At 75.8% G+C, this 24,550-nt stretch carries 24 protein-coding genes and 1 pseudogene; 18 read left to right on the top strand and 7 right to left on the bottom strand.

What is annotated here, in order from left to right; all coding sequences use genetic code 11:
- Nucleotides 1–496 precede the first annotated feature (496 nt).
- The 11 genes from ACF1AL_RS22920 to ACF1AL_RS22870 all read left to right on the top strand — a co-directional run bounded on the left by ACF1AL_RS22920 (nt 497) and on the right by ACF1AL_RS22870 (nt 10,229).
- Nucleotides 497–1,294: an aldose 1-epimerase gene (locus ACF1AL_RS22920; RefSeq protein WP_391827147.1), complete on the top strand. Its 798-nt coding sequence runs from the start codon at nt 497–499 to the stop codon at nt 1,292–1,294.
- A 20-nt stretch (nt 1,295–1,314) separates the two neighbouring features.
- Nucleotides 1,315–1,863, top strand: a complete 549-nt coding sequence (pyrE, locus tag ACF1AL_RS22915; protein WP_391820734.1) for an orotate phosphoribosyltransferase — start codon at nt 1,315–1,317, stop codon at nt 1,861–1,863.
- A gap of 157 nt (nt 1,864–2,020) precedes the next feature.
- Nucleotides 2,021–3,043, top strand: a complete 1,023-nt coding sequence (gene fbaA / locus ACF1AL_RS22910; RefSeq protein WP_366835409.1) for a class II fructose-bisphosphate aldolase — start codon at nt 2,021–2,023, stop codon at nt 3,041–3,043.
- 51 nt (nt 3,044–3,094) lie between these two features.
- Nucleotides 3,095–4,603: an MFS transporter gene (locus ACF1AL_RS22905; RefSeq protein WP_391827277.1), complete on the top strand. Its 1,509-nt coding sequence runs from the start codon at nt 3,095–3,097 to the stop codon at nt 4,601–4,603.
- Between the two features lie 614 nt (nt 4,604–5,217).
- Nucleotides 5,218–5,631 carry a DUF3151 domain-containing protein gene (locus ACF1AL_RS22900; protein ID WP_366835411.1) on the top strand — a complete coding sequence of 138 codons (414 nt, stop codon included), beginning with the start codon at nt 5,218–5,220 and terminating at the stop codon, nt 5,629–5,631.
- Nucleotides 5,632–5,800: 169 nt separating this feature from the next.
- Complete coding sequence (locus ACF1AL_RS22895; protein ID WP_391778064.1) at nt 5,801–6,640, top strand: tryptophan 2,3-dioxygenase family protein; 840 nt, start codon at nt 5,801–5,803, stop codon at nt 6,638–6,640.
- A complete protein-coding gene (gene kynU, locus ACF1AL_RS22890; protein WP_391827145.1) occupies nt 6,633–7,817 on the top strand; it encodes a kynureninase in 1,185 nt (394 codons plus the stop codon). The genes ACF1AL_RS22895 and kynU overlap by 8 nt, the downstream gene beginning before the upstream one ends.
- A gap of 147 nt (nt 7,818–7,964) precedes the next feature.
- Nucleotides 7,965–8,309, top strand: a complete 345-nt coding sequence (locus tag ACF1AL_RS22885; protein ID WP_391827143.1) for a hypothetical protein — start codon at nt 7,965–7,967, stop codon at nt 8,307–8,309.
- Nucleotides 8,310–8,318: 9 nt separating this feature from the next.
- Nucleotides 8,319–8,651 carry a DUF4288 domain-containing protein gene (locus ACF1AL_RS22880; RefSeq protein WP_366835415.1) on the top strand — a complete coding sequence of 111 codons (333 nt, stop codon included), beginning with the start codon at nt 8,319–8,321 and terminating at the stop codon, nt 8,649–8,651.
- A gap of 53 nt (nt 8,652–8,704) precedes the next feature.
- On the top strand, nt 8,705–9,514 hold the full coding sequence (locus tag ACF1AL_RS22875; RefSeq protein WP_366835416.1) for an ABC transporter permease: 810 nt from the start codon (nt 8,705–8,707) through the stop codon (nt 9,512–9,514).
- Between the two features lies 1 nt (nt 9,515).
- Entirely contained in the window at nt 9,516–10,229 is a 714-nt protein-coding gene (locus ACF1AL_RS22870; RefSeq protein ID WP_384201738.1) for an ABC transporter ATP-binding protein, read from the top strand.
- 58 nt (nt 10,230–10,287) lie between these two features.
- Here the strand turns inward: ACF1AL_RS22870 and ACF1AL_RS22865 are convergent, their stop codons facing one another.
- The 7 genes from ACF1AL_RS22865 to ACF1AL_RS22835 form a co-directional block, all read right to left on the bottom strand.
- Entirely contained in the window at nt 10,288–11,043 is a 756-nt protein-coding gene (locus ACF1AL_RS22865) for a DNA-binding response regulator (RefSeq protein ID WP_386415104.1), read from the bottom strand.
- Nucleotides 11,044–11,135: 92 nt separating this feature from the next.
- The gene (locus ACF1AL_RS22860) at nt 11,136–11,585 is read right to left on the bottom strand and encodes a DUF2511 domain-containing protein (protein WP_384201744.1); all 450 of its coding nucleotides are present in this window, start codon (nt 11,583–11,585) and stop codon (nt 11,136–11,138) included.
- Nucleotides 11,582–12,496 carry an ATP-binding cassette domain-containing protein gene (locus tag ACF1AL_RS22855; protein WP_366835420.1) on the bottom strand — a complete coding sequence of 305 codons (915 nt, stop codon included), beginning with the start codon at nt 12,494–12,496 and terminating at the stop codon, nt 11,582–11,584. The genes ACF1AL_RS22860 and ACF1AL_RS22855 overlap by 4 nt, the downstream gene beginning before the upstream one ends.
- Nucleotides 12,493–13,293, bottom strand: coding sequence for a hypothetical protein (locus tag ACF1AL_RS22850; RefSeq protein ID WP_391658887.1), 801 nt, complete (start codon nt 13,291–13,293; stop codon nt 12,493–12,495). Before ACF1AL_RS22850 ends, ACF1AL_RS22855 begins: the two co-directional genes overlap by 4 nt.
- A 233-nt stretch (nt 13,294–13,526) precedes the next feature.
- The gene (locus ACF1AL_RS22845) at nt 13,527–14,135 is read right to left on the bottom strand and encodes a hypothetical protein (RefSeq protein WP_391827141.1); all 609 of its coding nucleotides are present in this window, start codon (nt 14,133–14,135) and stop codon (nt 13,527–13,529) included.
- 376 nt (nt 14,136–14,511) lie between these two features.
- Nucleotides 14,512–15,444 carry a hypothetical protein gene (locus ACF1AL_RS22840; RefSeq protein ID WP_391778060.1) on the bottom strand — a complete coding sequence of 311 codons (933 nt, stop codon included), beginning with the start codon at nt 15,442–15,444 and terminating at the stop codon, nt 14,512–14,514.
- Entirely contained in the window at nt 15,441–15,998 is a 558-nt protein-coding gene (locus tag ACF1AL_RS22835) for a sigma-70 family RNA polymerase sigma factor (protein ID WP_366837000.1), read from the bottom strand. The genes ACF1AL_RS22840 and ACF1AL_RS22835 overlap by 4 nt, the downstream gene beginning before the upstream one ends.
- 242 nt (nt 15,999–16,240) lie before the next feature.
- Here ACF1AL_RS22835 and ACF1AL_RS22830 point away from each other — a divergent pair, with 242 nt between their 5' ends.
- From ACF1AL_RS22830 to ACF1AL_RS22800, 7 genes and pseudogenes are all read left to right on the top strand, one after another.
- Complete coding sequence (locus ACF1AL_RS22830; protein WP_366836999.1) at nt 16,241–16,405, top strand: gallidermin/nisin family lantibiotic; 165 nt, start codon at nt 16,241–16,243, stop codon at nt 16,403–16,405.
- A gap of 129 nt (nt 16,406–16,534) precedes the next feature.
- On the top strand, nt 16,535–19,855 hold the full coding sequence (locus ACF1AL_RS22825; protein ID WP_391827139.1) for a lantibiotic dehydratase: 3,321 nt from the start codon (nt 16,535–16,537) through the stop codon (nt 19,853–19,855).
- Nucleotides 19,852–20,316 (top strand): annotated as a pseudogene (locus ACF1AL_RS22820) (lanthionine synthetase LanC family protein); the annotation flags it as partial. The gene ACF1AL_RS22825 and the pseudogene ACF1AL_RS22820, both read left to right, overlap by 4 nt.
- A gap of 172 nt (nt 20,317–20,488) precedes the next feature.
- A complete protein-coding gene (locus ACF1AL_RS22815) occupies nt 20,489–21,235 on the top strand; it encodes a lanthionine synthetase C family protein (RefSeq protein WP_391827275.1) in 747 nt (248 codons plus the stop codon).
- Nucleotides 21,232–22,413: an ABC transporter ATP-binding protein gene (locus tag ACF1AL_RS22810; RefSeq protein WP_391827273.1), complete on the top strand. Its 1,182-nt coding sequence runs from the start codon at nt 21,232–21,234 to the stop codon at nt 22,411–22,413. The genes ACF1AL_RS22815 and ACF1AL_RS22810 overlap by 4 nt, the downstream gene beginning before the upstream one ends.
- Complete coding sequence (locus ACF1AL_RS22805; protein ID WP_391827137.1) at nt 22,410–23,210, top strand: ABC transporter permease; 801 nt, start codon at nt 22,410–22,412, stop codon at nt 23,208–23,210. The genes ACF1AL_RS22810 and ACF1AL_RS22805 overlap by 4 nt, the downstream gene beginning before the upstream one ends.
- Entirely contained in the window at nt 23,207–24,430 is a 1,224-nt protein-coding gene (locus tag ACF1AL_RS22800) for a DUF6895 family protein (RefSeq protein ID WP_391827135.1), read from the top strand. The genes ACF1AL_RS22805 and ACF1AL_RS22800 overlap by 4 nt, the downstream gene beginning before the upstream one ends.
- Nucleotides 24,431–24,550: the final 120 nt, after the last annotated feature.

Genomic DNA, 24,550 nt, shown 5'->3' with positions numbered 1-24,550 from the left:
GGGGGCTTCGCCCCTGGCCCGCCGCCCTGCCCGGGGGCTTCGCCCCGGCCCGCGGTCGGTCGTGGGCGGCGCGGCTGCCCCCGGCACGCGGATGAGGGGAGGGCCCGCGATCCGGCGCGGTCGGGGGCCCTGCGCCCCGGGTGGCCTGGTCCGCAGGGCCGCCGCCCGCCCGCCCGCCGACAAGCCCCGCGCACCGAGTGCCGCCGCTCTCGCGCTGGTGGTCTCCGGGCCGCGATCCCCGGGCCGCGATCCCCGGGCCGCGATCCCCGGGCTGCGATCCGCGGGCCGCGGTCGGTCAGCACCCGGCACGCGGCTGCACGCGGCACGCGGTACGCCGGGAGGTCCGCGGGCGCTGGAAGGGCCGCGGCCGGGCGGTCCGGGGTCCGGGCGTCCACCGACGCGGTGGCCTGGGCCGTAGGGCCGCCGGGCGCCCGACGTCAGTCCCCGTCGCCGGCGCTCTCGCGCCCGTGGGGGTCGGGGACAGTACTGTCGTCCCGTGAGTAACGAAGACATCACGTTGAGCGCCGGGGGCGCGCAGGTCGTCGTGCGGGCCGGTGGCGGGGGGCGGATCGGGTCGTTGCGGGTCGACGGGACGGAGCTGCTGCGGCAGGGGGAGCGGTATGGGTGCTTCCCGATGGTGCCCTGGTGCGGGCGGATCCGGGACGGGCGGTTCCGGGACGGCGCCACCGTGCACCAGATGCCGCTGAACTCCCCGCCGCACGCCATCCACGGCACCGCCCGCGACGCCGCCTGGACCGTCGCCCGCGCCACCGCCGACGAGGCCGTCCTGACGTACGACCTGGCCGAGCCCTGGCCCTACCCGGGCCGCGTCACGCAGGTCGTCTCCCTCACCCCGGACTCCCTGACGCTGAGCATGGCGATCGAGACGTACGACGACTCCTTCCCGGCGCAGATCGGCTGGCACCCCTGGTTCCACCGCAACCTCGGCGGCGAGGGCGCGCAGGACGTCACGCTCGACTTCGCGCCCGCCTGGCAGGAGGAGCGCGGCGACGACCACCTGCCCACCGGCCACCGCATCGAGCCGAAGGCCGGCCCCTGGGACGACTGCTTCGGCATGCCCGGCGGTGTCGACGTCACCCTCACCTGGCCCGGGCAGCTGGAGCTGAGGGTGACCAGCCGGGAGGAGTGGGTGGTCGTCTACGACGAGCAGGCCGAGGCGGTGTGCGTGGAGCCGCAGACCGGCCCGCCGGACGGGCTGAACACCGCGCCGCGCCTGGTCACCCCGCTGGAGCCGCTGGAGGCCGCGACGACCTGGAGCTGGCGGCGCCTGTGAGCGCATCTAAGCTGGTCGGCATGACGGACGTTCGCGCGGCGCTGCTGCAGCAGATCAAGGACAAGGCCGTGGTGCACGGCAAGGTGACCCTCTCCTCGGGTCTGGAGGCCGACTACTACGTCGACCTGCGCCGCGTCACCCTGGACGGCGAGGCCGCCCCCCTGGTCGGCCAGGTGCTGCTGGACCTGACCGCCGAGCTGGAGTTCGACGCGGTCGGCGGCCTGACCATGGGCGCCGACCCGGTCGCCGCCGCGATGCTGCACGCCGCCGCCGCGCGCGGGCGGAAGCTGGACGCGTTCGTCGTCCGCAAGGCCGCCAAGGCGCACGGCCTGCAGCGCCGCGTCGAGGGCCCGGACATCGCGGGCCGCCGCGTGCTCGTCGTCGAGGACACCTCCACCACGGGCGGCTCGCCGCTGACCGCCGTGGAGGCCGTGCGCGAGGCCGGCGCCGAGGTCGTCGCCGTCGCCACCATCGTGGACCGGGCGACCGGCGCCGCGGAGAAGATCCAGGACGGCGCCGGGGTGCCGTACCTGTACGCCTACTCCAAGGACGAGCTGGGCCTGGACTGACCGTCCGGTCCGGCCGCCCGGCTGACCGCCCTCTGGACCACGCCTGGACCTTCCGGCCAAGTCTGGAAGGATGGGCCCGACGATGACGTCGCCCCCAAGGTCTAGGTCAGGGCCGTAACGCACCACACGCCCACCCGCACATACAAGGAGCGGACAGATGCCCATCGCAACCCCCGAGGTCTACAACGAGATGCTCGACCGGGCGAAGGCAGGCAAGTTCGCCTACCCGGCCATCAACGTCACCTCTTCGCAGACCCTGCACGCCGCCCTGCGCGGCTTCGCGGAGGCGGAGAGCGACGGCATCGTCCAGATCTCCACGGGTGGCGCCGAGTTCCTGGGCGGCCAGCACAAGAAGGACATGGTCACCGGCGCCGTGGCCCTGGCCGAGTTCGCCCACATCGTCGCCGAGAAGTACGACGTCAACATCGCCCTGCACACCGACCACTGCCCGAAGGACAAGCTCGACGGGTACGTGCGTCCGCTGCTGGCGCTGTCGAAGAAGCGCGTCGACGCCGGTCTGAACCCGCTGTTCCAGTCCCACATGTGGGACGGCTCCGCGGAGACCCTGGCCGACAACCTGGCCATCGCCCAGGAGCTGCTGGAGCAGGCCCGCGCCGCCAAGATCATCCTCGAGGTCGAGATCACCCCGACCGGTGGCGAGGAGGACGGCGTCTCGCACGAGATCAACGACTCCCTCTACACCACGGTCGACGACGCGATCCGCACCGCGGAGGCCCTGGGCCTGGGCGAGAAGGGCCGCTACCTGCTCGCCGCCTCCTTCGGCAACGTCCACGGCGTGTACAAGCCGGGCAACGTCGTGCTCCGTCCCGAGCTGCTGAAGGAGCTGAACGAGGGCGTCGCCGCCAAGTTCGGCAAGACCTCCCCGTTCGACTTCGTCTTCCACGGCGGCTCCGGCTCCACCGAGGAGGAGATCCTGACCGCGCTGGAGAACGGCGTGATCAAGATGAACCTCGACACGGACACCCAGTACGCCTTCACGCGTCCGGTCGCCGACCACATGTTCCGCAACTACGACGGCGTCCTGAAGGTCGACGGCGAGGTCGGCAACAAGAAGACCTACGACCCGCGCACCTGGGGCAAGCTCGCCGAGGCGTCCATGGCCGAGCGCGTCGTCGAGGCCTGCAAGAACCTGCGGTCCACCGGGACCCGGATCAAGTAAGTGAGCGCGGGCCGGGACGGGGGCACGGACCAGTACCCCGCCCCGGCCTCCGTGCGGATCTCCGGCGCCACCGGCCGCTGGATCCTGTTCACGACGGTCCTCGGCTCCAGCATGACCCTGCTGGACTCCACCGTCGTCAACGTGGCCCTGCCCCGCATCGGCCGCGACTTCGACACCGACCTGGCCGCCCTGCAGTGGACGGCCAACGCCTACCTGGTCACGCTCGCCGGGCTCATCCTGCTCGGCGGGGCGCTCGGCGACCGGTACGGCCGGCGCCGCATCTTCGTCCTCGGCGTCGTGTGGTTCGCGGCGGCCTCGCTGCTGTGCGGCCTCGCGCCCGGCCCCGGCGTCCTGATCGCCGCGCGCGCCCTGCAGGGCGTCGGCGGCGCGCTGCTCACGCCCGGCTCGCTCGCCCTCATCCAGGCCTCCTTCCACCCCGACGACCGGGGGCGGGCCGTCGGCCTGTGGTCAGGGTTCGGCGGCATCGGCGCGGCCGTCGGGCCGTTCCTCGGCGGCTGGCTGGTGGACGGGCCCGGCTGGCGCTGGGTGTTCCTGCTCAACGTGCCGCTGGCCCTGCTGTGCGTGCCGGTGGCGCTGCGGCACGTCCCCGAGTCCTCCGACGCGCGGGCCCACGGCCGCTTCGACGTCCTCGGCGCCGCCCTCGGGGCCGTCGCGCTCGCCCTGCTGACGTACGCGCTGATCGAGGCCCGCGGCGGCTCGCTCGCCGTCGCCGTGAGCGCGGTCGCGGGGCTGCTCGCCGCGGTGGCGTTCGTGTACGTCGAGAAGCACAGCCCCGATCCGATGATGCCGCCGGCCATCTTCGCCTCCCGCCAGTTCACCGCGGTCAACCTGGTCACCCTGTGCGTGTACGCGGCCTTCGGCGGCTTCTTCTTCCTCGTCGCGCTCCAGCTCCAGGTCGTCGCCGGGTACTCGGCGCTGCGGGCCGGTACGGCGCTGCTGCCGACGACGGTCCTGATGCTGCTGTTCTCGGCCCGCTCCGGGGCGCTCGCCGACCGGATCGGCCCGCGCCTCCCGCTGACCGTGGGGCCGCTGCTGTGCGCGGCGGGCATGCTGCTGATGCTGCGCGTCGGCGAGGGCGCGGACTACCTCACGGACGTCCTGCCCGCCGTGCTGGTCATGGGCGCGGGCATGGTCACCCTGGTCGCCCCGCTCACCGCCACGGTCCTCGCCTCCGTGGACAGCGCGCGGGCGGGCCTGGCCAGCGGCGTGAACAACGCGGCGGCGCGTGCGGCCGGCCTGGTCGCCGTCGCGGCGCTGCCGCTGCTCGCCGGGATGGGGCCGGAGGCGTACCGCTCGCCCGCCGCCTTCGACGCCGCGTTCGGGCGGGCCATGCTGATCTGCGCGGGCGTCCTCGCCGTCGGCTCGGTCCTCGCCTGGACGACGGTCCGCCGCCCGCCCCCCGACTGCCGCCGCCCCGAATGCCGCAGCCACGGCTGGGTCACGGCACCTCCCCTGGAGTCCAGACCCGGCACACCGCCCCCGCCCCCGAACCCCGACGGCAAGCCCCGACGAGCACCGGACCCTGGCCGGGGGGCTTGACGAGCGCCGGACCCTGGCCGGGGGCTGACCAGCGCCGGGCTCCCGCGGGGCGGCCAGCGCCCACGGGCGCAGGGCCCCGATGGGGAGCACCGGCGAGCGCCGGGTCCCGGCCGGGAGGCTTGACGAGCGCCGGGTTCTGGCCGGGGGCTGACCAGCGTCGGGCTCCGGCGGGGGCGGTCAGCGCTGACGGGGGCAGGGCCCCGACGGTGAGCACCGGCAGGCGCCGGGTCCCGGCCGGGAGGCTTGACCAGCGCCACGCTCCGGCGGGGCGGCCAGCGCCCACGGGCGCCAGGCCCCTACGGCGAGCACCGACGAGCGCCGGACCCCGGGCGGGAGGCTTGACCAACGCCGGGCCCCGGCCGGGCGGTGAGCGCCGGGCCGCGACGGCGAGCACCGACGGACGCCGGGCCCAGGCCGGGAGGCTTGACCAGCGCCGGGCTCCGACGGGGGCGGCGAGCGCTGGGCACCAGGCGGGGGTGGCGAGCGCCGGGCTTCGGCCAGGGATGGCGAGCGCTGGGCATCAGGCGGGGTGGCGAGCGTCGCGCTCTGACGGAGGGGTGGCGGGCGGCGGCACCGGGCGGGAGGGGTGGGTGGGGATGCAGGAGACTGGGGGTATGGCCATTCATGAGAATCTGCTCGGGGGGCCGCCCCCGACCCACCTGCCCGATGACCCGGAGCCGCGCGAGCTGCTCGCGAAGGGCACCCCGCCCGCCGAGGTCGCCGCCCGCTTCCCGGCGTCCTCGCTCGCCTGGGCCCAGCTGGCCGACGACGCGTTCGAGCGGGGCGCGGCCGTGGAGTCGTACGCGTACGCCCGGACCGGCTACCACCGCGGCCTGGACGCGCTGCGGCGCAACGGGTGGAAGGGCCACGGCCCGGTGCCCTGGGAGCACGAGCCGAACCGCGGCTTCCTGCGCGCGCTGCACGGTCTCGCGCGGGCCGCGCAGGCGATCGGGGAGGACGAGGAGTACGAGCGCTGCTCGCAGTTCCTGAAGGACTCCTCGCCGACGGCGGCCCAGACCCTGGGCTGACCCGCGCGGCACCCCGCGGCACCCCGCGACACCCCCGGGTGGCCCGCCCCGACCGGGCGGGCCTTGCCGTATCGGGAGTGATTGCGGAGGATGCGGGTGGGGACCGGGGCCCCCGTGCCGGTAACGGCAGGGGCGGACCGCTACCCGGAGTGCACAACAGGAGACAGCGATGTCCCACGAGGCTCACGAGAGCGACGAGCTTCAGACCCCGCATCTCGACTTCGAGGGCACCACGCCGTACGAGGACTACGTCAAGGCGGATGTGCTCACCCACCTCCAGCACACCCTCTCCGACGACCCCGGAGAGATGGTCTTCCTGGTCACGACCCAGGTGATGGAGCTGTGGTTCACGGTCATCGTCCATGAGTGGGAGACGGCCGCCCGCGCCCTGCGCGAGGACCGGGTGCGGGTCGCGATCGATGCGCTGAAACGTTCCGTGCGCGAACTGGAGGCGCTGAACGCCTCCTGGAAGCCGCTCGGCCAGCTCACCCCGCAGCAGTTCAACTCCTACCGGTCCGCCCTCGGCGAGGGCTCCGGCTTCCAGTCGGCGATGTACCGGCGCCTGGAGTTCCTGCTCGGCGAGAAGTCCGCGTCCATGCTGGTGCCGCACCGCGGCGCGCCCCGCGTCCACGCGGAGCTGGAGAAGGCCCTGCACGAGCCGTCGCTCTACGACGAGGTGCTGCGGCTGCTCGCGCGCCGCGGGTACGCCGTCCCCGCGTCGGTGCTCGGCCGGGACATGTCCCGGCGCTACGAGCCGTCCGACGCCGTCGAGGCGGTCTGGGCGGAGATCTACGCCGGCGACCAGAACGGCGAACTCGCCCGTCTCGGCGAGGCGTTGACCGACGTCGCGGAGCTGGTGTGGCGCTGGCGCAACGACCACCTGACCGCCACCCGCCGGGCCATGGGCGCCAAGCAGGGCACCGGCGGCTCGGCCGGCGTGGCGTGGCTGGAGAAGCGCGCGCAGAAGAACGTGTTCCCGGAGCTGTGGACGGCGAGGTCCCATGTCTGAACTGGCGGAGAGGGCCGAAAAGCTGGACGCGGCCGACGAACTGGCCCACGTCCGCGCCCGGTTCGTCCTCGACGACGTCACCTACCTGGACGGCAACTCGCTGGGCGCGCTGCCCGCGCACGTCCCCGGGCGGGTCGAGGACGTCGTGCGCCGGCAGTGGGGCGAACTGCGCATCCGCTCCTGGGAGGAGAGCGGCTGGTGGACCGCGCCCGAGCGGATCGGCGACCGGATCGCCCCGCTCGTCGGGGCGGCGCCGGGGCAGATCGTGGTGGGCGACTCCACCAGCGTCAACGTGTTCAAGGCGCTGGTCGGCGCGGTACGGCTGGCCGGGGAGGGCCGCGACGAGATCCTCGTCGACGCCTCCACCTTCCCCACGGACGGCTACATCGCCGCGTCGGCGGCCCGGCTGACGGGGTGCGCGCTGCGGCCCGTGCAGCCGGACGAGGTGCCGGCCGCGCTGTCCGCGCGGACCGCGGCGGTGCTGCTCAACCACGTCGACTACCGCACGGGCCGGCTGCACGACCTGCCGTCGCTGACGGCCGCGATCCGCGCGGCGGGCGCCGTGGCCGTGTGGGACCTGTGCCACAGCGCGGGCGCGCTGCCCGTGGGTCTGGACGAGCACGGGGTGGACCTGGCGGTCGGCTGCACGTACAAGTACCTCAACGGCGGGCCCGGCGCCCCGGCGTACCTGTACGTGCGCCGCGAGCTGCAGGACCGGTTCGACTCGCCGCTGCCCGGGTGGAACTCCCACGCGGAGCCCTTCGGGATGCGCCCGGAGTACGCGCCCGCGCCGGGTGCGCTGCGCGGGCGCGTGGGCACGCCGGACATCCTGTCCATGCTGGCCCTGGAGGCGGCGCTGGACGTGTGGGACGGGGTGACGGTCGAGGCCGTACGGGCGAAGTCGCTGGCGCTGACGGACTTCTTCCTCCAGTGCGTCGCGCGGTACGTCCCGGACGGGCGGGTCGAGTCCCTGACACCGGTGCCCCACGAGGAGCGCGGCAGCCAGGTGGCGCTGCGCTGCGAGGACGCCGGTGACGTGATGAAGCAGCTGATCGAACGGGGGGTGGTGGGGGACTACCGGGCCCCGGACGTCCTCCGCTTCGGCTTCACCCCGCTGTACGTGGGCTTCGCCGACGTGGAGCGGGCGGCGCGGATCCTGGGGGCGGTGCTGGACTGATCCCCCACGGGTTGCAGGGGCCTCGCCTCCGTGGCTGCGGGCAGCCGGCCTGACACCCGGCTGCCAACCCCCCTGCCATCCACCCCACGTGCCTCCTGTCGATGGAAACGTCGGTCCCGTCCGAACCGTTCGACAGGAGGACCTCACATGCAGACACTCCGCCGTGTTCTGGTGCCCGCCGCCCTCGCCCTCTCCCTCGGCGCGCTGGCGGTTCCCGCGGCCACCGCCGCCCCCGTCGCCGCGCCCACCGCCATGGTCGCCCCGCAGGCCGACGACACCGCCGCCGCCGGCCGGGACTGCCGGGCCGGGGACAACCTGGACGAGATCGCCGCGAAGTTCATCTCCCGCTGCAAGAAGGGCTCCATCCGCCGCGAGTTCCCGAGCGACCGCCTCTCGCGCAGCCTGCAGGAGATCTACGACGGCAAGCAGCGCGGCGACCGCGACGACGTCAAGGCGTGGAAGCTGCTGAACGACCGCCGCTTCGACAAGTAGCGTGGGCACGTGACCGAACGATCCGACGTGCTGCCCTTCGTCGCGCTGGTGGTCATGGAGGCCACCGGCGCCGGGGAGCCCTTGTTCCAGGAGAACGTCGTCCTCGTGCACGCACGGGACGAGAAGTCCGCCCGGGAGCGGGTGGAGCGGCGCGCCCGTGACGCCGAGACCGACTACCTCAACGACCAGGGGCAGACGGTCAGCTGGCGCCTGCGGGCGATCGTCGACGTCAAGGAGGCCGAGGACACCGACCTCGGCCGCGACGCCGACCTGTACACCCGTCACTTCCGCGACTGGGCGGCGTACGAACGGGTGGAGCCGCTGGTGAGCGGCGAGGAGTAGCCGTCCGGCGGCTGTCGTGAACCGCCGGGGCCGCACCCGGCTACGTACCGGGCATGCGATACGACACGACAGCCGCCGCCCCGCCCGGGGCGGGTGAGCGCGACGACCCCTCGCTGATCACCGTCACGGCGACGGAGCTGGCCCGCCTCAAGCGGGGCTTCCTCGCCTGGTACCACCTGCTGGCCCCGGTGGCCATCACGGTCCCGCTCTTCCTCGGGGCCCTCGGCTCCTCGGAGGCCAAGGCCGGCCAGACCTTCGAGGTGTTCCGGAACGTCACCCTGGAGTTCTGGGGTGTGCTGGTGCCGATGACGGCGGGGCTCGCCGCCGCGCTGTCGGTGCGCGCCGACCAGGACGCCTGGCGGCTGCTGCTCTCCTACGGCGTGCCGCGCGGCCGCTACTTCGTCGGCAAGGTCGCCGCCCTCGGCGTGCTCGGCTTCGTCTCGGCGACCGTGCTGCTGGTGATGCTCTCGCTCGGCGCCGCGCTCAGCGGCCGCTTCCCCGGCGCGCTGGGCACGGTGGCCGCCGCCGTCTACCTGCCCTGGCTGGTCGGGCTGTCCATGACCGCGCTGGCCACGCTCGTCGCCGTGATCTGGGGGATGGGACCCAGCATCGGCGTGGGCGTGGCCGGCCTGCTGTGCGGGGCGCTCGTCTCGGACAAGGTGTTCTGGTACGCGGTGCCGTTCGCCTGGCCGATGCGGGTGGTGCTGCCGCTGGCCGGCATCGGCCCGAACGGGGTGCCGCTGCCGAAGGACAGCCCCGTCACCGATCCCGGCGCGATCCCCGTCGCCGTCGTCCTCGCCGCCGTGCTGGCCGCCGCGCTGCTCGCCGTGGGCCGGCTCCACATGATCCGCAAGGAGATCTGAGATGGTGCCCGCCCTGCGCATCCGCGACCTGCACAAGCACTACGGCACCCACCGCGCCCTGGATGGCGTCGACCTGACGGTCCAGTCCGGCGAGGTGTACGGGCTGCTCGGCCCGAACGGCGCCGGCAAGACCACCCTGATGAAGGCCCTGCTCGGGCTGCAACGGCCCACCTCGGGATCCATCGAGATCCACGGCCGGCCCGTCGGCCGGGACAGCCTCGCCGAGGTCGGCGCGCTCATCGAGGTGCCCGGCCTGTGGCCCCAGCTGACCGCCGACGAGACCCTGCGCATCCACGCCAGGCTGCGCGGCGTACCGCTGGAGTGGATCGAACCCGCGCTGGAGCGGGTGGGGATGACCGGCGCCCGGCAGCGTAAGGTCGGCGCGTACTCGCTCGGCATGCGCTGGCGGCTCGGCATCGCGGTGGCGCTGCTGGCCCGGCCGCGGCTGATCGTGCTGGACGAACCCACCAACGGCCTGGACCCGGTGGGCATCCGGGAGATGCGCGGCATCATCCGCTCGCTGGCCGGGCAGGGCGTCGCCGTGCTCATCGCCAGCCACCAGCTCGCCGAGGTGGCCCAGGTCTGCGACCGGGTCCAGGTGCTGGTGGACGGCCGTACCCGCTACGAGGGCCCGCTGGACGGGCTCGCCGTCGACGGCGACGTGGAGGCCGGGTTCTTCCGGCTGGTGGAGACCACCGGTGCGGGGATCCGCTGAGACGCGGCCCGGCCGCCCCTGGTGCGCGGGCGGCCGGGCCGTACGGGGACGGCGGGGCTCAGCCCGCCCGGCGGACCGGGCCGCCGGGGGCGTCGATCAGCCCCAGCTCGGCCGCGCGGGCGTGCAGTTCGCTGCGGCCGGACACCCCGAACGCGTCGTACAGCTTGCGGATACGGCGGTACATCGACCGCTCCGAGCAGTAGTTGCGGCGCGCGATCTCCGACACCGTCGCCGAGGTGCACAGCATGCGCAGCAGCGCGGCGTCGTAGCCGTCCGGGCGCGGGGCCAGGGCGGAGCGGGCGCCGTCCGCGGGTGCCGGGGACCGGAGCGGGGCGCCGTCCGCGGGTGCCGGCGGGCGGACCGGGGAGCCGTCCGGCAGGACGCACAGCCGGAACGCGGGACGGCCGGCGCCGGTCGAGTCCGCGTCGGGTGAGCCGTGCGCCCGGCAGCGGGCGAGCAGCAGGTCGATCTGCCGCTCCTCGGGGATGGCGAGGTTGAAGACGACGTTGGCGCCCGACCGTATGGCCTGGTAGGTGAGATGGCCGGAGACGTCGTCGGTGACGGCGATCAGCAGCGCCATGGCGTGCCGGGTGCGCAGGGCGCGCAGCCGGTCCGCCTGCAGTTCGCTGGAGACCGGCAGGAGGATGGGCAGCCGGGGATCGCCGGGCGCGGCGAGCTGGGCGTCGTCGACGAAGTCGACGCGGTCGAGCCCGGCGCGCAGGGAGCTGAGCGGGGTGCCCGGCGTGGAGAACGGCCCCTGGAGGCCGGTGTGGGCGAGGACATGGAGCGACGTGGTGACGAGGAGCTGCGTCAAGACGGTGTTCCCCCGTGGTTCGAACGGTCGGTTCCGTACGGGCAGGAACCGCGCCGCCCCGGTGGGGGCGGCGCGGTCGCGGGCCCCGGTGGTCAGCCGGCGGCCTTGCACAGTTTCAGGGTCTTGCCGAGCAGCGAGCCCAGGCTGATCGGGTCCCCGCCGTCGCCCTTGGCGCGCAGCGGTCCGATGTCGCGGTAACCCGCGTCGCGCGCACGGTCGTTGAGGGCGTAGACGGTGCCGTCGGGGGCGGTGAAGACGGCCTGGGTTCCCTTGCGGCACTCGGCCGTACCGTGGTCGACGGTCAGCGGCCAGGTGTATCCCAGGTTCTTGGCGCTCATGCGCTGGGCCGTGGAGGTGGGGCTCGGCAACGGCTCCGGGTGGCTGCTCGCCGGGTTGCTGGTGCCGCTGCCGCCGCACGCGGCGAGCAGCAGGGCCGCCGCGGCGGTGAGCGTGGTGAGCAGGGCGGTGCGTCGCGGGCGGGGGCCGGAGCCCCGGCGACAGGCGGGTTCCTTGGTCGGTTCGGTGTGGGGGGAGGGGGTCATGTACGGGATACCTCACTCTCGTTCGAGGCGGACGGGGTGACGGGGTGCCCGGTGGCCCGGAGCAGGGCGGCGTAGCCGTCCTCCAGCGTGGGCTGCACCGGCCGGGCACCCGGTGGCGGCGCGGAGGCCACCACCCGGTACCGGGGCCCGTCGGCGGTCGTGAGCGCGCTGACCACGTCGGCGTCCGGCGGCGGGGCCGTGGTCCCGGCCGGCAGCAGATAGGTGCAGCCGGCGGCCTGGCTGACCAGCGCGGACGTGGTGTCGTGGAAGACGAGCCGGCCCGTGGTGAGCACCGCGACCTCGGGGCAGGTCTGGGCGACGTCGTCGAGGATGTGCGTGGACAGCAGCACCGTGCGCCGGCCGCCGAGCCCGGCGAGCAGCGCGCGGAACCGCATCCGCTCGTGCGGGTCGAGCCCGGCCGTCGGCTCGTCCACGACGAGCACCGTCGGATCGCCGAGCAGGGCCTGGGCGATGCCGACCCGGCGCCGCATGCCGCCGGAGAAGCCGCCCAGGCGTTCCCCGGCGCGGTCCTCCAGACCGACCTCGGCGAGTCGCTCGCCGACCTCGCGGCGCCGCTCGCGCTTGTCGTGGATGCCCTTGAGGACGGCGATGTAGTCCAGGAACTCCCGCGCCGTCAGGTCGGGGTACGGCGACAGCTCCTGCGGCAGATAGCCGAGGGTGCGTTTCATCGCGTTCAGGCCCGCCGTGGTGGCCAGGTCGTGCCCGGCGACGACGACCCGGCCCGAGGTGGGCCTCAGCACGCCGGTCAGGATGCGCAGCAGCGTGGTCTTGCCCGCTCCGTTCGCCCCGAGCAGCCCGACCGTGCCGCCCTCGATGTGCAGATCGACGTCGTCGAGGGCGCGCCGGCCGCCCGGGTGGACCTTGGTCAGGGCCTCGGTGGTGATGTTCATCGGGGTCGGTCTCCGTGTCGTCGTAGGCGTGCGGCGAGGTGACCGAGGGCGAGGCACGCCACGGCGGTCAGCAGCACCAGGGCGAGGTTGAGGGCGGCGGACGTGCCGGTGACGTCCGGGCGCAGCGGGCCGCCGGCGCCCCGGGCCGCCCAGATCGTGGGCGCGTCCGCCCAGGCGACGAGCGGGTAACCGCCGAGCGGGGACAGGACGGTGCCGGTGGGCGTGGGCAGCGGGGAGAAACGCGGCGGGAACTGCGTGGCCCACAGCCACACCACCACCAGCACGGCCCGCGCCGCGGCGACCGGCATCAGCAGCCCCAGCAGCCCGGCCAGCGCGGTCGCCGCGAGCGCGGCGGGCACCACGGCCGTCGCCAGCGCGACCACCGCCGCGGTCAGGGGAGCGGCGTCGGCGTGCACGGCCGCGAGCGCCGCGCCGTACGCCAGCAGCAGGGCGGCGATCGGCGCGAGCGCGGTCAGCAGGGGGCCCAGGAGGGCGGCCGCGCCGCGCGGCACCCGGCCGGTGGGGGTGGCGGTCAGCAGCTCCGGCATCCCGCGCGTGTGCAGGCCGCGGCGGAGCAGGTCCGTGGTGGCCAGCGCCAGGCCGAGGGTGCAGAACGTGTTGACGAGCACGGCGGCCGCGCCCACGCGGGTGGCCGGGCCGGCGGCTGCGGTGACCACGGGCGAGGTCAGCGCCAGCAGCAGACTCAGCGCGGCGAGCGGCAGCACGGCGGCCCACACGGCCCGCCGCCGCGCCGCCATCAGCGCCTCGTAACGGATGCTCCACAGCAGGGCGGTCATGGGGTGGTCCGGGGGGTGGGGGTGGGTTCGGAGGTGGGGGTGCGGGCGGGGGTTGTCCGGGCGGTGGCGCCGGGGGTGGGGGTGGGTTCGGGTTGCGGGGGTGTCGTGGGGTGCGGCGCGGCGGCCTGGGATCCCGTGCACCGGGAGGTGGTGGGGTGCGGCGCGGTGGCCCGGGTGGGGGTGGCCGGGAGTGCGGTGGGGGGTCGGGTGCTGGCCGTGGCCGGTGCGCGCACTCAGTTCTCCTTCTCGTGGTGGGTCAGGGCGCCGGAGCGCTCGGCGTCGGCGAGTGTGCGCAGCGCGAGCGCGGTCAGGGCGGCGCCGGCGAGCAGCGCCGGCACGCCCTGCGGCGGCCCCTCCGGCGCGACACGGTCGACCAGCAGCAGCTTGGCCAGGCAGACGGCGACGACCAGGGCGGTACCGGTGCCGGCCGAGCCGCTGCGGGCGGTGCCCCAGACGGCGCAGCCGGTCAGCAGGGCGGTCAGGCCCACGAGTTCGGTGAGCACCGCGCCGGGGTGGATGTCACGGCCGGCGGCGGTGAGGACACCGACGAGCGCCGCGGCGGCCAGGGCGGCGAGCCCGGTGGGGCCGCACAGGCGGCGGGCGACGGTGCGGGGATAGCGGGTGGGGAGGGTGAGGTGCAGTTCCGTCATCGGCTCGCGGGCGACGACGGAGGCACAGCCCAGGGCGGTGGCCGCGGGGAGGGCGGTGGTGAGCAGCGCACGGCCCACGAGGGTGCCGTCGGCGCCGCCGGTGACCATCGCCGCCCAGGCCACCAGGGCGGCGGCGCAGGGCAGGGCGAGGGCGGCGAGACCGCAACGCCGGGCCTCGTACACCCAGACCATGACCTGCTCCTCCCGTTCCGGTGAGATCCGTGAGCGGTCCGCCGCCGCCGCGCCAGGCGGGGGATGACTGGCGCGGGGCGACGGACACGGCCAGTACGTAGCGGGGTGGCGTCCGCCGGTTCACGTCTCTTCCGACGGTTCTTCGTCTGCGGGCGGGTGGGTGGCCGGTCGCGCAGTTTCCCGCGCCCCTTCCCCGCGTAGCTGCGGGCAGTCGTGCCGCTGGGGCGGCACGGGTGGGCGCTGGGGGTACCCCCTGCACGGAGTGCTTGGGGGAGGCACCCCGCACCGCCGGGCAGCGCACCCCACGGCGTTCACCGCACCCCCGGGCACCCCGCACCGCCGGGCCGCGCACCCCCCGGGCGCCCCGCACCGCAGGTCACCGCGCCCCCGGGTACCTCCGCATCGCCCCCGCCGCCCACACCATCAGCAGCACCGACCCCCCCACCGTCCACGGCGACGTGACCAGCAGAGGACCCAGCACCGCCCGCAACGGCGTGGACACCAGCCCCTGGGGCCCCGTCACCACGCCCAGCAGCCACAGCGATCCCCCCGCCGCCAACCCCACCGCGGGCGCCACCCGCACCGCCAGCGCCAGCGCCAGCGACGACGCCAGCAGCGCCTCGCCCAGCCACCCGGCGACCACGGGCCACCACCCAGGCCCCCCGATCAGCGCGGAGCATGCCACGGCGAGGACGAGGTCCGCCCCGATCACCACCGCCATCCGCGCGAGGAACACCGTCCCCGGCGGCACCTGCAGCGTGAACATCAGCTCCCCGCGCGGATCCCGCCGCGGCGAGGCGACGACGAGCCCGGCGAGCACGATCAGCGCGACGCACACCGCGCCGAACAGACGCGCCCCGAGCCGCCCTTCGTCGAGGAGCGGCGCGACCACCGCGGCCACCACCAGCCCCACGGCGCTGAACGGCGCCCACAGCCGCGGCAGCAACGCCGCCTCCGTACGGGCGAGCTGCCACGCCAGCCGCCACGGCGCCCGCGCCCGCCCCCGCGACACGGCCGGCACCGGCACCGGCGCACCCGCGACCGGCACACCCGCGTCCGCCGCCCCCACGCCCGGCGCCGGATCCGGGAGCCCCGCCCCCGCCGTCAGCACCGGCGCGAGCAGCGCGTCGAACGACGGCACGCTCACGTCCCGTTCGCCCTCGGCCTCCCGTACCGCGGGCGCCAGCGCACGCCAGTCCGCGAGCCGCGCCCGGCAGCCGGCGCAGCCGTCGAGGTGCCGTCGTTCCTCCTCGCCGGGTGCGCGGCGGACGAGCCCGATCAGCTCCTCGTCCGCGAGATGGTCCCTCATCGTCGTCCCGTTCCTTCCAGCCGCGAGGCGGCGAGCATGCTGCCCAGTCGCCTGCGCGCATGGGACATCCGGCTCTTCACTGTGCCCACCGGGATGCCGAGGACGGCGGCCACCTCCGGATAGGCGAGTTCCTCCACGAGGACCAGGCCCAGCACCTCCCGCAGGTGTTCGGGCAGGGCGCGCACGGCCTCGCGCAGTTCGGTGCGTTCGGTCTCCACGAGGACCTGCTCCTCCACCCCGGGCTCCGGGTGCGGCACGTGCTGGGCCTCGGCGAGGTCGGTGAACCGGGGGCGGGCGCGCCGCAGCTGGTTGTGGGCCTGGCGCCGGGCCACGCCCAGCAGCCAGCCGCGCACCGAGGACTCGCCCCGGAACCCGGCGGCGGACCGCCACACGGCGAGCCACGACTCCTGCAGGATCTCCTCCGCCACCCCCGGGTCGGAGGTGAGTCTGCGGATGAGGCGCAGCATGGCGGCCGCATGCCGCTCGTAGAGGGTCCGCAGGGCGGTCTGGTCACCACGGGCGGCCGCGGTCAGCAGGGCTTCGTCCGAACACACATCTCGTAGGTAGCGCCCGGGGCGGTGACGGTTCACGTGGGCCCGTCGGGATTCGGCCGCGGTCACGGGCCGTCGCGGGAGCTCCGGAAGGGCCCGCGGAACCGCGGATTCCAGCGTCTGCCAGCGGACTGCCATTCCTGCCAGGCCGGGCGGGAGCTGTTGAGTACGTCCGAAACGGCATGGTTCCGTGATCGCGGATCGATCCGACGAACATTCATCCGGTTCTGACGAAGGAGCCTTTCATGGGCACCCACGGAGCTCAGTACGACGAGGCGGACCTGTTCGACCTCGACCTGGAGATCGGCGTGGAGAAGTCGGTCGCCGGTCCGGCCATCACCTCCGTCTCCTACTGCACGCCGGGCTGCACCAGCGACGGCGGCGGTTCGGGCTGCAGCCACTGCTGCTGACCCTTCACCGTGTCCGGGGCCTGCCGGTTCGCCCGGCGGGCCCCGGGCCTCACCGCCCGGGGCCCGGCGGCCCGTCCGCCTCCCGCCCCGGTGCCACTGCCCGCCGTACACCGCACGAGGGGGAAGTCCATGGGGGAGACCGAGACCTTGTTCCGCGCCGGAGACGTCTTCCTGCTCCGCGCGCCCGTCGCGCAGGGCGCCGACGGCCTGCCCCTCCCGGCGGACGGCACCCCGCCCGACGACCCCGCCGCCTGCGTCGTGCTGCTCGCGGCCGCCGCCGGCGACCCGGTGCTCGACGAAGCCCTCGCGGTGGCGTCCCCGGCGCTGAGCGCCCTGGTCCACCGGGTGGCCCGGCGCGGCCGGGACGGCCTGAAGGCGAGCCGGCTGCGCCGGGCCGCGCTCGCCGTACTGCGCTACGACATCCGGATGCGGACCCGGCCCACCCCGTTCGGTCTGTTCGCGGGCGTCACCGCCGGCGAGTTCGACGTCACCGCCAAGGCGGTCCGCGGCCCCGGGCACCGCACCCGCACCCATGTCGACCAGCGCTGGCTGGCCAAGGTGACGCACCGTCTGGAAGGCGACCCGGCCGTGCTGGACGTCCTGACCGTGCAGGCCCACCAGGCGCTCACCGTCCGCGGCGACCGGCTGCTGCTCACCGCCCCCTCCGCGCCGGACGCCGGTCCCGACCCGGACGGCGAGGGGCGCGCGACCGTCTCCGTACGCCACACCCCGCTCGTCGCGCGCGCCGTGCACGAGGCGCGCACGCCGGTGCCGTACCCCCTGCTCGTGGAACGGCTCGCCGCGGCCTTCCCGCAGGCGCCCGCCGACCGCCTGCGGCACCTGCTGCGGGAGCTGGTCCGCCAGGAGATCCTGATCACGGGGCTGCGCCCGCCGCTCGACGGCGGCGACCCGCTGCGCCACGTGCTCACCGTCCTCGCGGCCCTCCCCGGCGGCACCGGCACCGAGGAGACCCGGCGCACGCTCGCCACCCTGCGCCGCCTCGACGAGGAACGCGCCGCCTACGACGCCCTGCCGCTCGGCGCCGGCCGGGACCGGCTGCGCGACCTGGCCGCCACCGCGCGCTCGGTCGCCGCCGACGACACCCCGCTGCACATCGACACCCGGCTGGACGCCACCCTGCACCTGCCGCACGCCGTGCGCGCCGAGATCGAGCGGGCCACCGACGTCATGGTGCGGCTGTCACGGCCCAAGCGCGGCCTGTTCGCGCTGCGCGACTACCACCGGCGCTTCCTCGACGTCTACGGCGCCGACCGGCTCGTACCGGTGCTGGAGCTGCTCGATCCGTCCACCGGGCTCGGCGCGCCCGCCGGGTACGGCTGGCCCAACAGCGAGGCCGCCCCCGTACCGCCGGACGACCCGCGCACCGCCCGGCGCGAGCGGGCCATGGCCCGGCTGGCCGCGGCGGCGCTGCGCCGGCGGCGGCGGGAGGTGGTGCTCACCGACGCCGACCTGGCCGAGTTGCGCCACGACGACGGCGAGCCGGCCGACGCGCAGAACTCCTGCGAGGTCACGGTGCAGGTGGTCGCCGCGTCGGCGGACGCCCTCACCGACGGCGACTTCCTCGTCTTCCTGTCGCCGTCGCCCGGTTCCCACCGGGCCGGCTCCACCTTCGCCCGGTTCGCCGACCAGGACCCGGCGTGGCGCGAGCCCTTCGCCGCCCTGCACCGGGACACCCCCGTGCACGTCGAGGGGGCGCTCGCCGCCGACCTGGCCTTCCGGCCGCGCTCCGGCCGCGCCGCCAACCTCGCCCACACGCTGCCCGCGACCGGACGCCGCATCTCCGTCGGCGTCCCCGACGCGCCCGGCGTGGAGGAACTGCGCCTCGCGGACATCGCGGTCGGCGCCACCCTGGACCGGCTGACCGCCGTGCACGTGCCGACCGGGCGGGAGATCGTGCCCGTCCTCGGCAACATGGTCAGCGCCCCGGCCCAGGCCCCCAACGCGGCCCGGCTGCTGTGGGAGATCGGGCTGGAGGGCCAGCGGCTGTGGGAGCCGTGGAACTGGGGGCCCCTCGCCGACGCCCCGAGCGTCCCCCGCATCCGCTACGGCCGCTTCGTCCTCGCCCCGGCGGTCTGGCGCCTGGACGAACTGCGCGGACCGGCGCGGGGGGCCGGTGGCGCGGAGGGCGAACCGGCGGAGGGCGCCCACGACACGGCGGAGGGCGCCCACGACACGGGGAAGGGCGCCCGGGGCACGGGCGGGCCGCACGGCGCCGCCTGGGACCGTGCCGTCGCCCGCTGGCGGGAGCGCTGGGACGTGCCCCGGCACATCCTCGCCGTCACCGCCGACCAGCGTCTCCTGCTCGACCTCGGCCACGCCTGGCACCGCGAGCTGCTGCGCGACCAGATGCTCCGGCACCCGGACCTGATCGCCCAGGAGGTGCCCGGCGAACACGAGGGCCTGCTGGACAGCCCGCTCGCCGGGCACACCGCGGAACTCGTCGTCCCGCTCACCCGCCGCGCGGCCGCCCCCGCCCACCGCCCCTACGCCGGCCACCACGTCCCGCGCCGCACCGTGCACGGCCTGGGCGGCGACTGGCTCCACCTCAAGCTGCACGGCTCCGCCCGCACCCAGGACGACCTGCTGCGCACCCATCTGCGCACCCTCGTCGACCGGGCCCGTGAGCACGGCGCCGACCGCTGGTTCTTCATCCGCTACACCGACGACGCCGGCCACCACCTGCGCCTGCGGCTGCACGCCGACCGCCGCGTCCTGTGGTGCACGGTCGCCCCGGCCGTCGGCGACCTCCTCGGCGACTGGCAGCGGCGGGGCCTGGTGCGCGGCCACACGGTGGCCCAGTACGACCCCGAGGTCGAGCGCTACGGCGGCGAACAGGCCCTCGCCACGGCCGAGGAGGTCTTCCAGTACGACAGCGAGGCCGCCGTGGACCTCCTGCGCCTCGCGCACGAGACGGGCACCCGGCGGACAGGTACCCCCGCCCCCGGCCCGTCCGAACTCGGCCCCCTGGACCTCGATGCCCTCGCCGTCGTCTCCTGCGCCGCGCTCGCGCACGCGTTCGGGCCGCCCGCGCCCGGCCACCCGCTGCTCACCGAGGACTGCGGCGACGACGCGGCCGCCGCCTGGCTGTCCATGACCGGCTCGCGCCGCGACCTGCCCGACGCCTACCGCGCCCGGCCCGCCCACTGGCGCCGTCTGGTCGACCCCTACGGCGGCTGGCCCGCGCTGGCCGCCGACCCGCTCGGCGCCCGCGCCCTGGCCGCCCTGCGGGAGCGCGACGCGGCCGTGCGGCGGCTCGCCGCGGCGGTCCGCGCGGCCGGCGCGACACCCGAGGGCCGGGTCGTGGGCAGCCTGATGCACATGGTGTGCAACCGGCTGTTCGGCGGCGCCACCGCCCGCGAGCTGACCGTCCTCGGCATCGCCCGCGGCGCCGTACAGGACCATCTCAACCGCCGGAGGCACCAGTCATGAGCTCCCTCGCACCCCCGCCCGCGGTGCGCGCCTCGTCCGACGCCGTCGCCCTCGTCGCCCGGCGCCTCGCCGACCCGGACGCGGTCGCCGCCGTCGCCTCCCGCGACGACAACCGCGACCCCGTCTACGACGCCGTGATGTGGGGGCCGCTGACCCTGGCCAACGGCCTGCCCGGCACCGCCCTGCTGCACGGCGAACTGGCCCGCGAGGACCCTTCCTGGCGCACCGTCGCCCACCGTCACCTCGCCGCGGCCGGGCGCGCGCTGCCCACCGCGCCCAGCCGCGGCCTGTTCTCCGGCCCGGCCGCCCTGCTCGCCGCCGCCCAGACCTGCGCCGGCCCGCAGGGCCACTACGCCTCGCTGCGCCGCCGCCTCGCCGACTGGGTCGCCGCGGACCAGTCCGAACGTCTCGCCGTCTTCGCCGCCCGCGCCGAGGACGGCGGACAGGGCGTCGACTGGGCCGCGTACGACCTGGTCAACGGCCTGTCCGGGACCACCCGGCTGCTGCTGGACGCCGTCGACGACCCCGCCGAGCGCTCACCCGCGGCCGCCGGCGCGCTGCGGGACTCGCTGCGGCACCTGGTCGCCCTGACCGAGCCGGTGACCGTGGCCGGCCCAGGACGGCCCGCGGACCGTGCCCGGCTGGTGGGTGCCGGCCGCCCTCCAGGTCAGCGAACGGGACCGGGCCGCCTACCCGCACGGGGACTTCAACCTCGGCATGGCGCACGGCATCGCCGGCCCGCTGACCGTCCTCGCCACCGCCGCCGAACGCGGCCACCGCGAGCCCGGCCTGCCCGAGGCCGCCCACCGCGTCGCCGAGTGGCTGCTCGGCTGGACCCTGCACGACGAGGCCGGGCCCTACTGGCCGGCCCGCGCCGGCTGGGCCGACGAGACGGCCGGCGACCGGCCCCGCTCCCTGTTCACCCGCACCGCCTGGTGCTACGGCACCCCCGGCGTCGCCGCCGCCCTCCACCGCGCGGGCGAGGTCTTCGGGCAGCCGCGCTGGCGTACGGCGGCCGTCGAGGGGCTGCGGGCGGCGCTGCGCCGCGACGAGCGGCAGTGGGCGATCGAGGGCCCGACCGTCTGCCACGGGTACGCCGGCCTGCTCGCCGTCGTCTCCCGGGTCGCCGAGGCGTCAGGGGACCCCGAACTGCGGGCCGGGCGCGAGCGCCTGACCGCCAAGGTCCTGGACTGCCTGGACGAGGAGGCCCCGTTCGCCTTCCGGCACCTGATGCGCTTCCCGGCCGCGGCCCGCTCACCCGTCCCGCATCGCGCAGTGGACGTCGCGGGCATGCTGGAGGGCGCCGCCGGCGTCGCCCTCGCCCTGCTGCCGGCCACCTCCGGCCCCCGCCCCTGGGACCGCTGCCTGGGGCTGGCATGAAGCCCCGGACGCCCGCGGCCGCACCGATGACCGGCGGTCGTGACGGGCAGCCCGCGGTACCCGAGGACGGTGACCGCGCAGGAGCCCCCGCCCGCGCCGAGGACGGTGACCGCGCGGGCGCCCCCGCCCGCGCCGAGGACGGTGACCGCGCGGGCGCCCCCGCCCGCGCCGCGGACGGTGACCGCGCGGGCGCCCCCGCTCGCGCCGCGGACGGCCCGCAGCCGTCCCCCGTCCCGGCCTTCGACGTGCGCGGGCTGGTCGTCCGCTACGGGCGCGTCACCGCCGTCCACGGCGTCGACATCTCCTCCCCGCCCGGCCGGATCACGGCGCTGCTCGGCCCCAACGGCGCGGGCAAGTCCAGCCTGATGGGCGTGCTGTCCACCGCGTCCCGCCCGGACGCCGGCACCGTGCGGATCTTCGGCCACGACGTGCGGCGGGCCCCCACGGCGGCACGCCGCGCGCTGGGCCTGGTCTTCCAGGAACGCACCCTCGACAAGGAACTGTCCGTCGAGCGCAACCTGTGGTTCCACGCCCGCCTGTTCGGGATGCGCCGCGCCGACGCCCGCGAGCGCATCGCCCTGATGCTGGACCTGTTCGGCCTCGCCGACCGCCGCCGCCAGCCGGTCGAGGAACTGTCCGGCGGGCTCGCCCGGCGCGTGGAGATCGCCCGCGCCCTGCTGCACCGCCCCGGCCTGCTCCTCCTCGACGAGCCGACGAACGGCCTCGACCCGAGCGCGCGCGGCGCCGTGTGGCGGGACCTGACACGGCTGCGCGACGAGCTGGGCGTGACGGTGCTGTACTCCACGCACTACATGGACGAGGCCGAGTACGCCGACGAGATCGTGATCCTGCGCCGGGGCCGCGTGGTCCGGCAGGGCAGCGCCGCCCGGCTGAAGTCGAGCCTGGACTCCTCACGGATCGTGGTGGCGAGCGCCGACGACCGGCTCGCCGCGCGGCAGTTGCGGGCCGCCGGGTTCGACCCGCTGACGGAGGCGGACGGGGTCGCGGTGCACTGCGCCGACCCGGAGGCCCGGATCGCGGAGGTGGTCCGCGCCCTGGACGTGCCGGGCCTGTCGGTGTCCGTACGCCACCCGTCGATGAACGACGTGTACCTGGCGGCGGCGGACGAGAAGACGGACGCAGACGAAAGGGCAGAGGCGGAGGTGGGCGCGCCGTGACCACGGCCACGATGCCCGGCGTGGGGGAGAGCGCCGGCGCCCGGCTCGCCGAGGGCGCGCGGGCCGTCGCCGTCATCGCGCACCGGGATCTGCTGCGCCAGCTGAAGCGGCCGGGCGTGCTGTTCAGCCAGGCCGTGCAGATCGTGTTCTTCGTCCTCGTCTACGCCGTCGGCTTCGACGGGATGATCGGCGCGGTCCGGCCCGGGTTGCCGTTCAGCGCGTACGTCTTCCCCGGGATCATCGCGATCCAGGTGGTGTCCATCGGGGTCGCCTCCGGGCAGACGTACGCCTGGGACCGCGAGTACGGCGTACTGCGCGAGCTGCTGGTGGCACCCGTGCCGCGGATCTGCCTGCCCCTGGGCAAGGTGGTGGCGGGCGCCGGCACGGTGACGGTGCAGAGCGTGCTGATGCTGGCGTTCGCGCCGCTGGCCGGTGTCCCTCTGACGCCGCGCCGCTTCGTCCTGGCCGCGGGGTGCTACGCCCTCTCGGCGGCGGTGTTCAGCGTGCTCGGGCTGTGCCTGGCGACGCTGATCAAGCGGGTGCAGACGCTGCAGGCGACGGTCCAGCTCGCGATGTTCCCGATGCTGTTCCTGTCCGGCTCCGTCTTCAGCCCCGAGGACGCCCCCGGCTGGCTGTCCGCCGCGATGCACGCCAACCCGATGACGTACGCCGTCGACCTGGCCCGCCAGTCCCTGCTGGGCACCCCCGGCCTGCTGCCGTGGTGGGCGGACCTGGCGGCCCTGGGCGGGGTGCTCACCCTGGCTCTGGGCCTGCTGCGGCTGAGGAGCGGCAGGTGAGGCGGCCGGCCGGCGTCCTGCCCGGGGTGCTGGGCTGGCTGGAGGAGAACCTGCGCTGGTTCGACCCGGAGGTCTGGGAACGTCATCTGCCCCGCCGCCCGTTCCCGCCGGGCCCGCTGCTGGAACTCCTCGGCTTCCTGCGCCTGCTGACGAGGGAGCAGGGCCCGGCGGCGGTCCCGCAGGGCCTGCGCGAGGGCGCCCTGGACCTGGCCGAACGGATCACCGGGACACCGGAGTTCGCCACGGGTCTGCGCCGCGCCGACGCCCTCTTCTCGTACCACCTCAACGTGGTCGCCCTGCTCGGCCTGCTGGGCCGTCCCCGCCCGGACCTCCTCAAGACCTGCGAGGCCCTGCTCGCGTCGGGCGCGGGCGGCCACTTCCAGCCGCACCGCCCGCTGCTGTCCCGTCTGGAGCTGCGCTACTTCGCCGACCGGGCGGCCCTGACACTGCCGGCGGGAATCCCGGACCGGGCGTCGCTCTACGCCGGGAGCGTCCCGGCGCTGGAACCGGACCCGTTGTCGCTGGACGACGACGAGGTGTACGCGTTCACGCACGCGGTGTTCTACGCGACGGACTTCGGCGCGGACGACGTACCGCCGGGCGGCCCGCTGCGGGACACCGTCCGCGTCCTGCTGGCGTCCCACCTGATCGGCGGCCACCTGGACCTGCTGGCGGAACTCCTGCTGTGCGCGGACCTGACGGGCCTCGGGGAGACGGACCTCGCGCGGCGGTCCTGGGCGGCCCTGGCGTCGGCCCGACGCCCCGACGGCGCGGTCCCGGGCCCGGTCCACCGCCCGGCGGTCCTGTCGGGCCTGACGGGGGAGAAGGCCGAGGCGTACCTCTTCGGCACGTGCTACCACACGACCCTGGCGACGGGACTGGCGGCGGTGGTACGGCTGGGCCGGGGAGGGACGCCGGAGCCGGACCCGCCGGAGGAGGCGTGGCCCCCGGCGACCCCGCCCCCGTACCCCCCGACGGGCGCACCCGCCGAGGAGGTTCGCGCGTGGGCGGAGTCGATCGCGAGGGCGGCCCCCCACGCGCCGCAGCCGCACCGGCAGGTGTGGGCGCAGGCGGTCACAGGGGCCCTGACCCTGGCCGCCCGCCACCGCGACCCTGTGACCCTGGCCGCCCTGCTGACAGCGTCCGGGCCTCTGGGCGCCCGAAACACCCCCCTGGCCCGCGCGGCGGCGGCCCGCCTGGCGGCGGGCTGGTGCTCGTAGCGGGCGGCGGCCCTTCGGCGGGCTGGTGCACGTAGCGGACGGCTGCCCCTCGGCGGGCTGGTGCTCGTAGCGGACGGCGGCCCTTCGGCAGGCTGGTGCTCGTAGCGGGCGGCTGCCTCT

The sequence above is a fragment of the Streptomyces sp. NPDC014801 genome (assembly GCF_043082085.1).
Lineage (GTDB): Bacteria > Actinomycetota > Actinomycetes > Streptomycetales > Streptomycetaceae > Streptomyces.
This window is presented reverse-complemented; position numbering and strand designations above follow the sequence as displayed.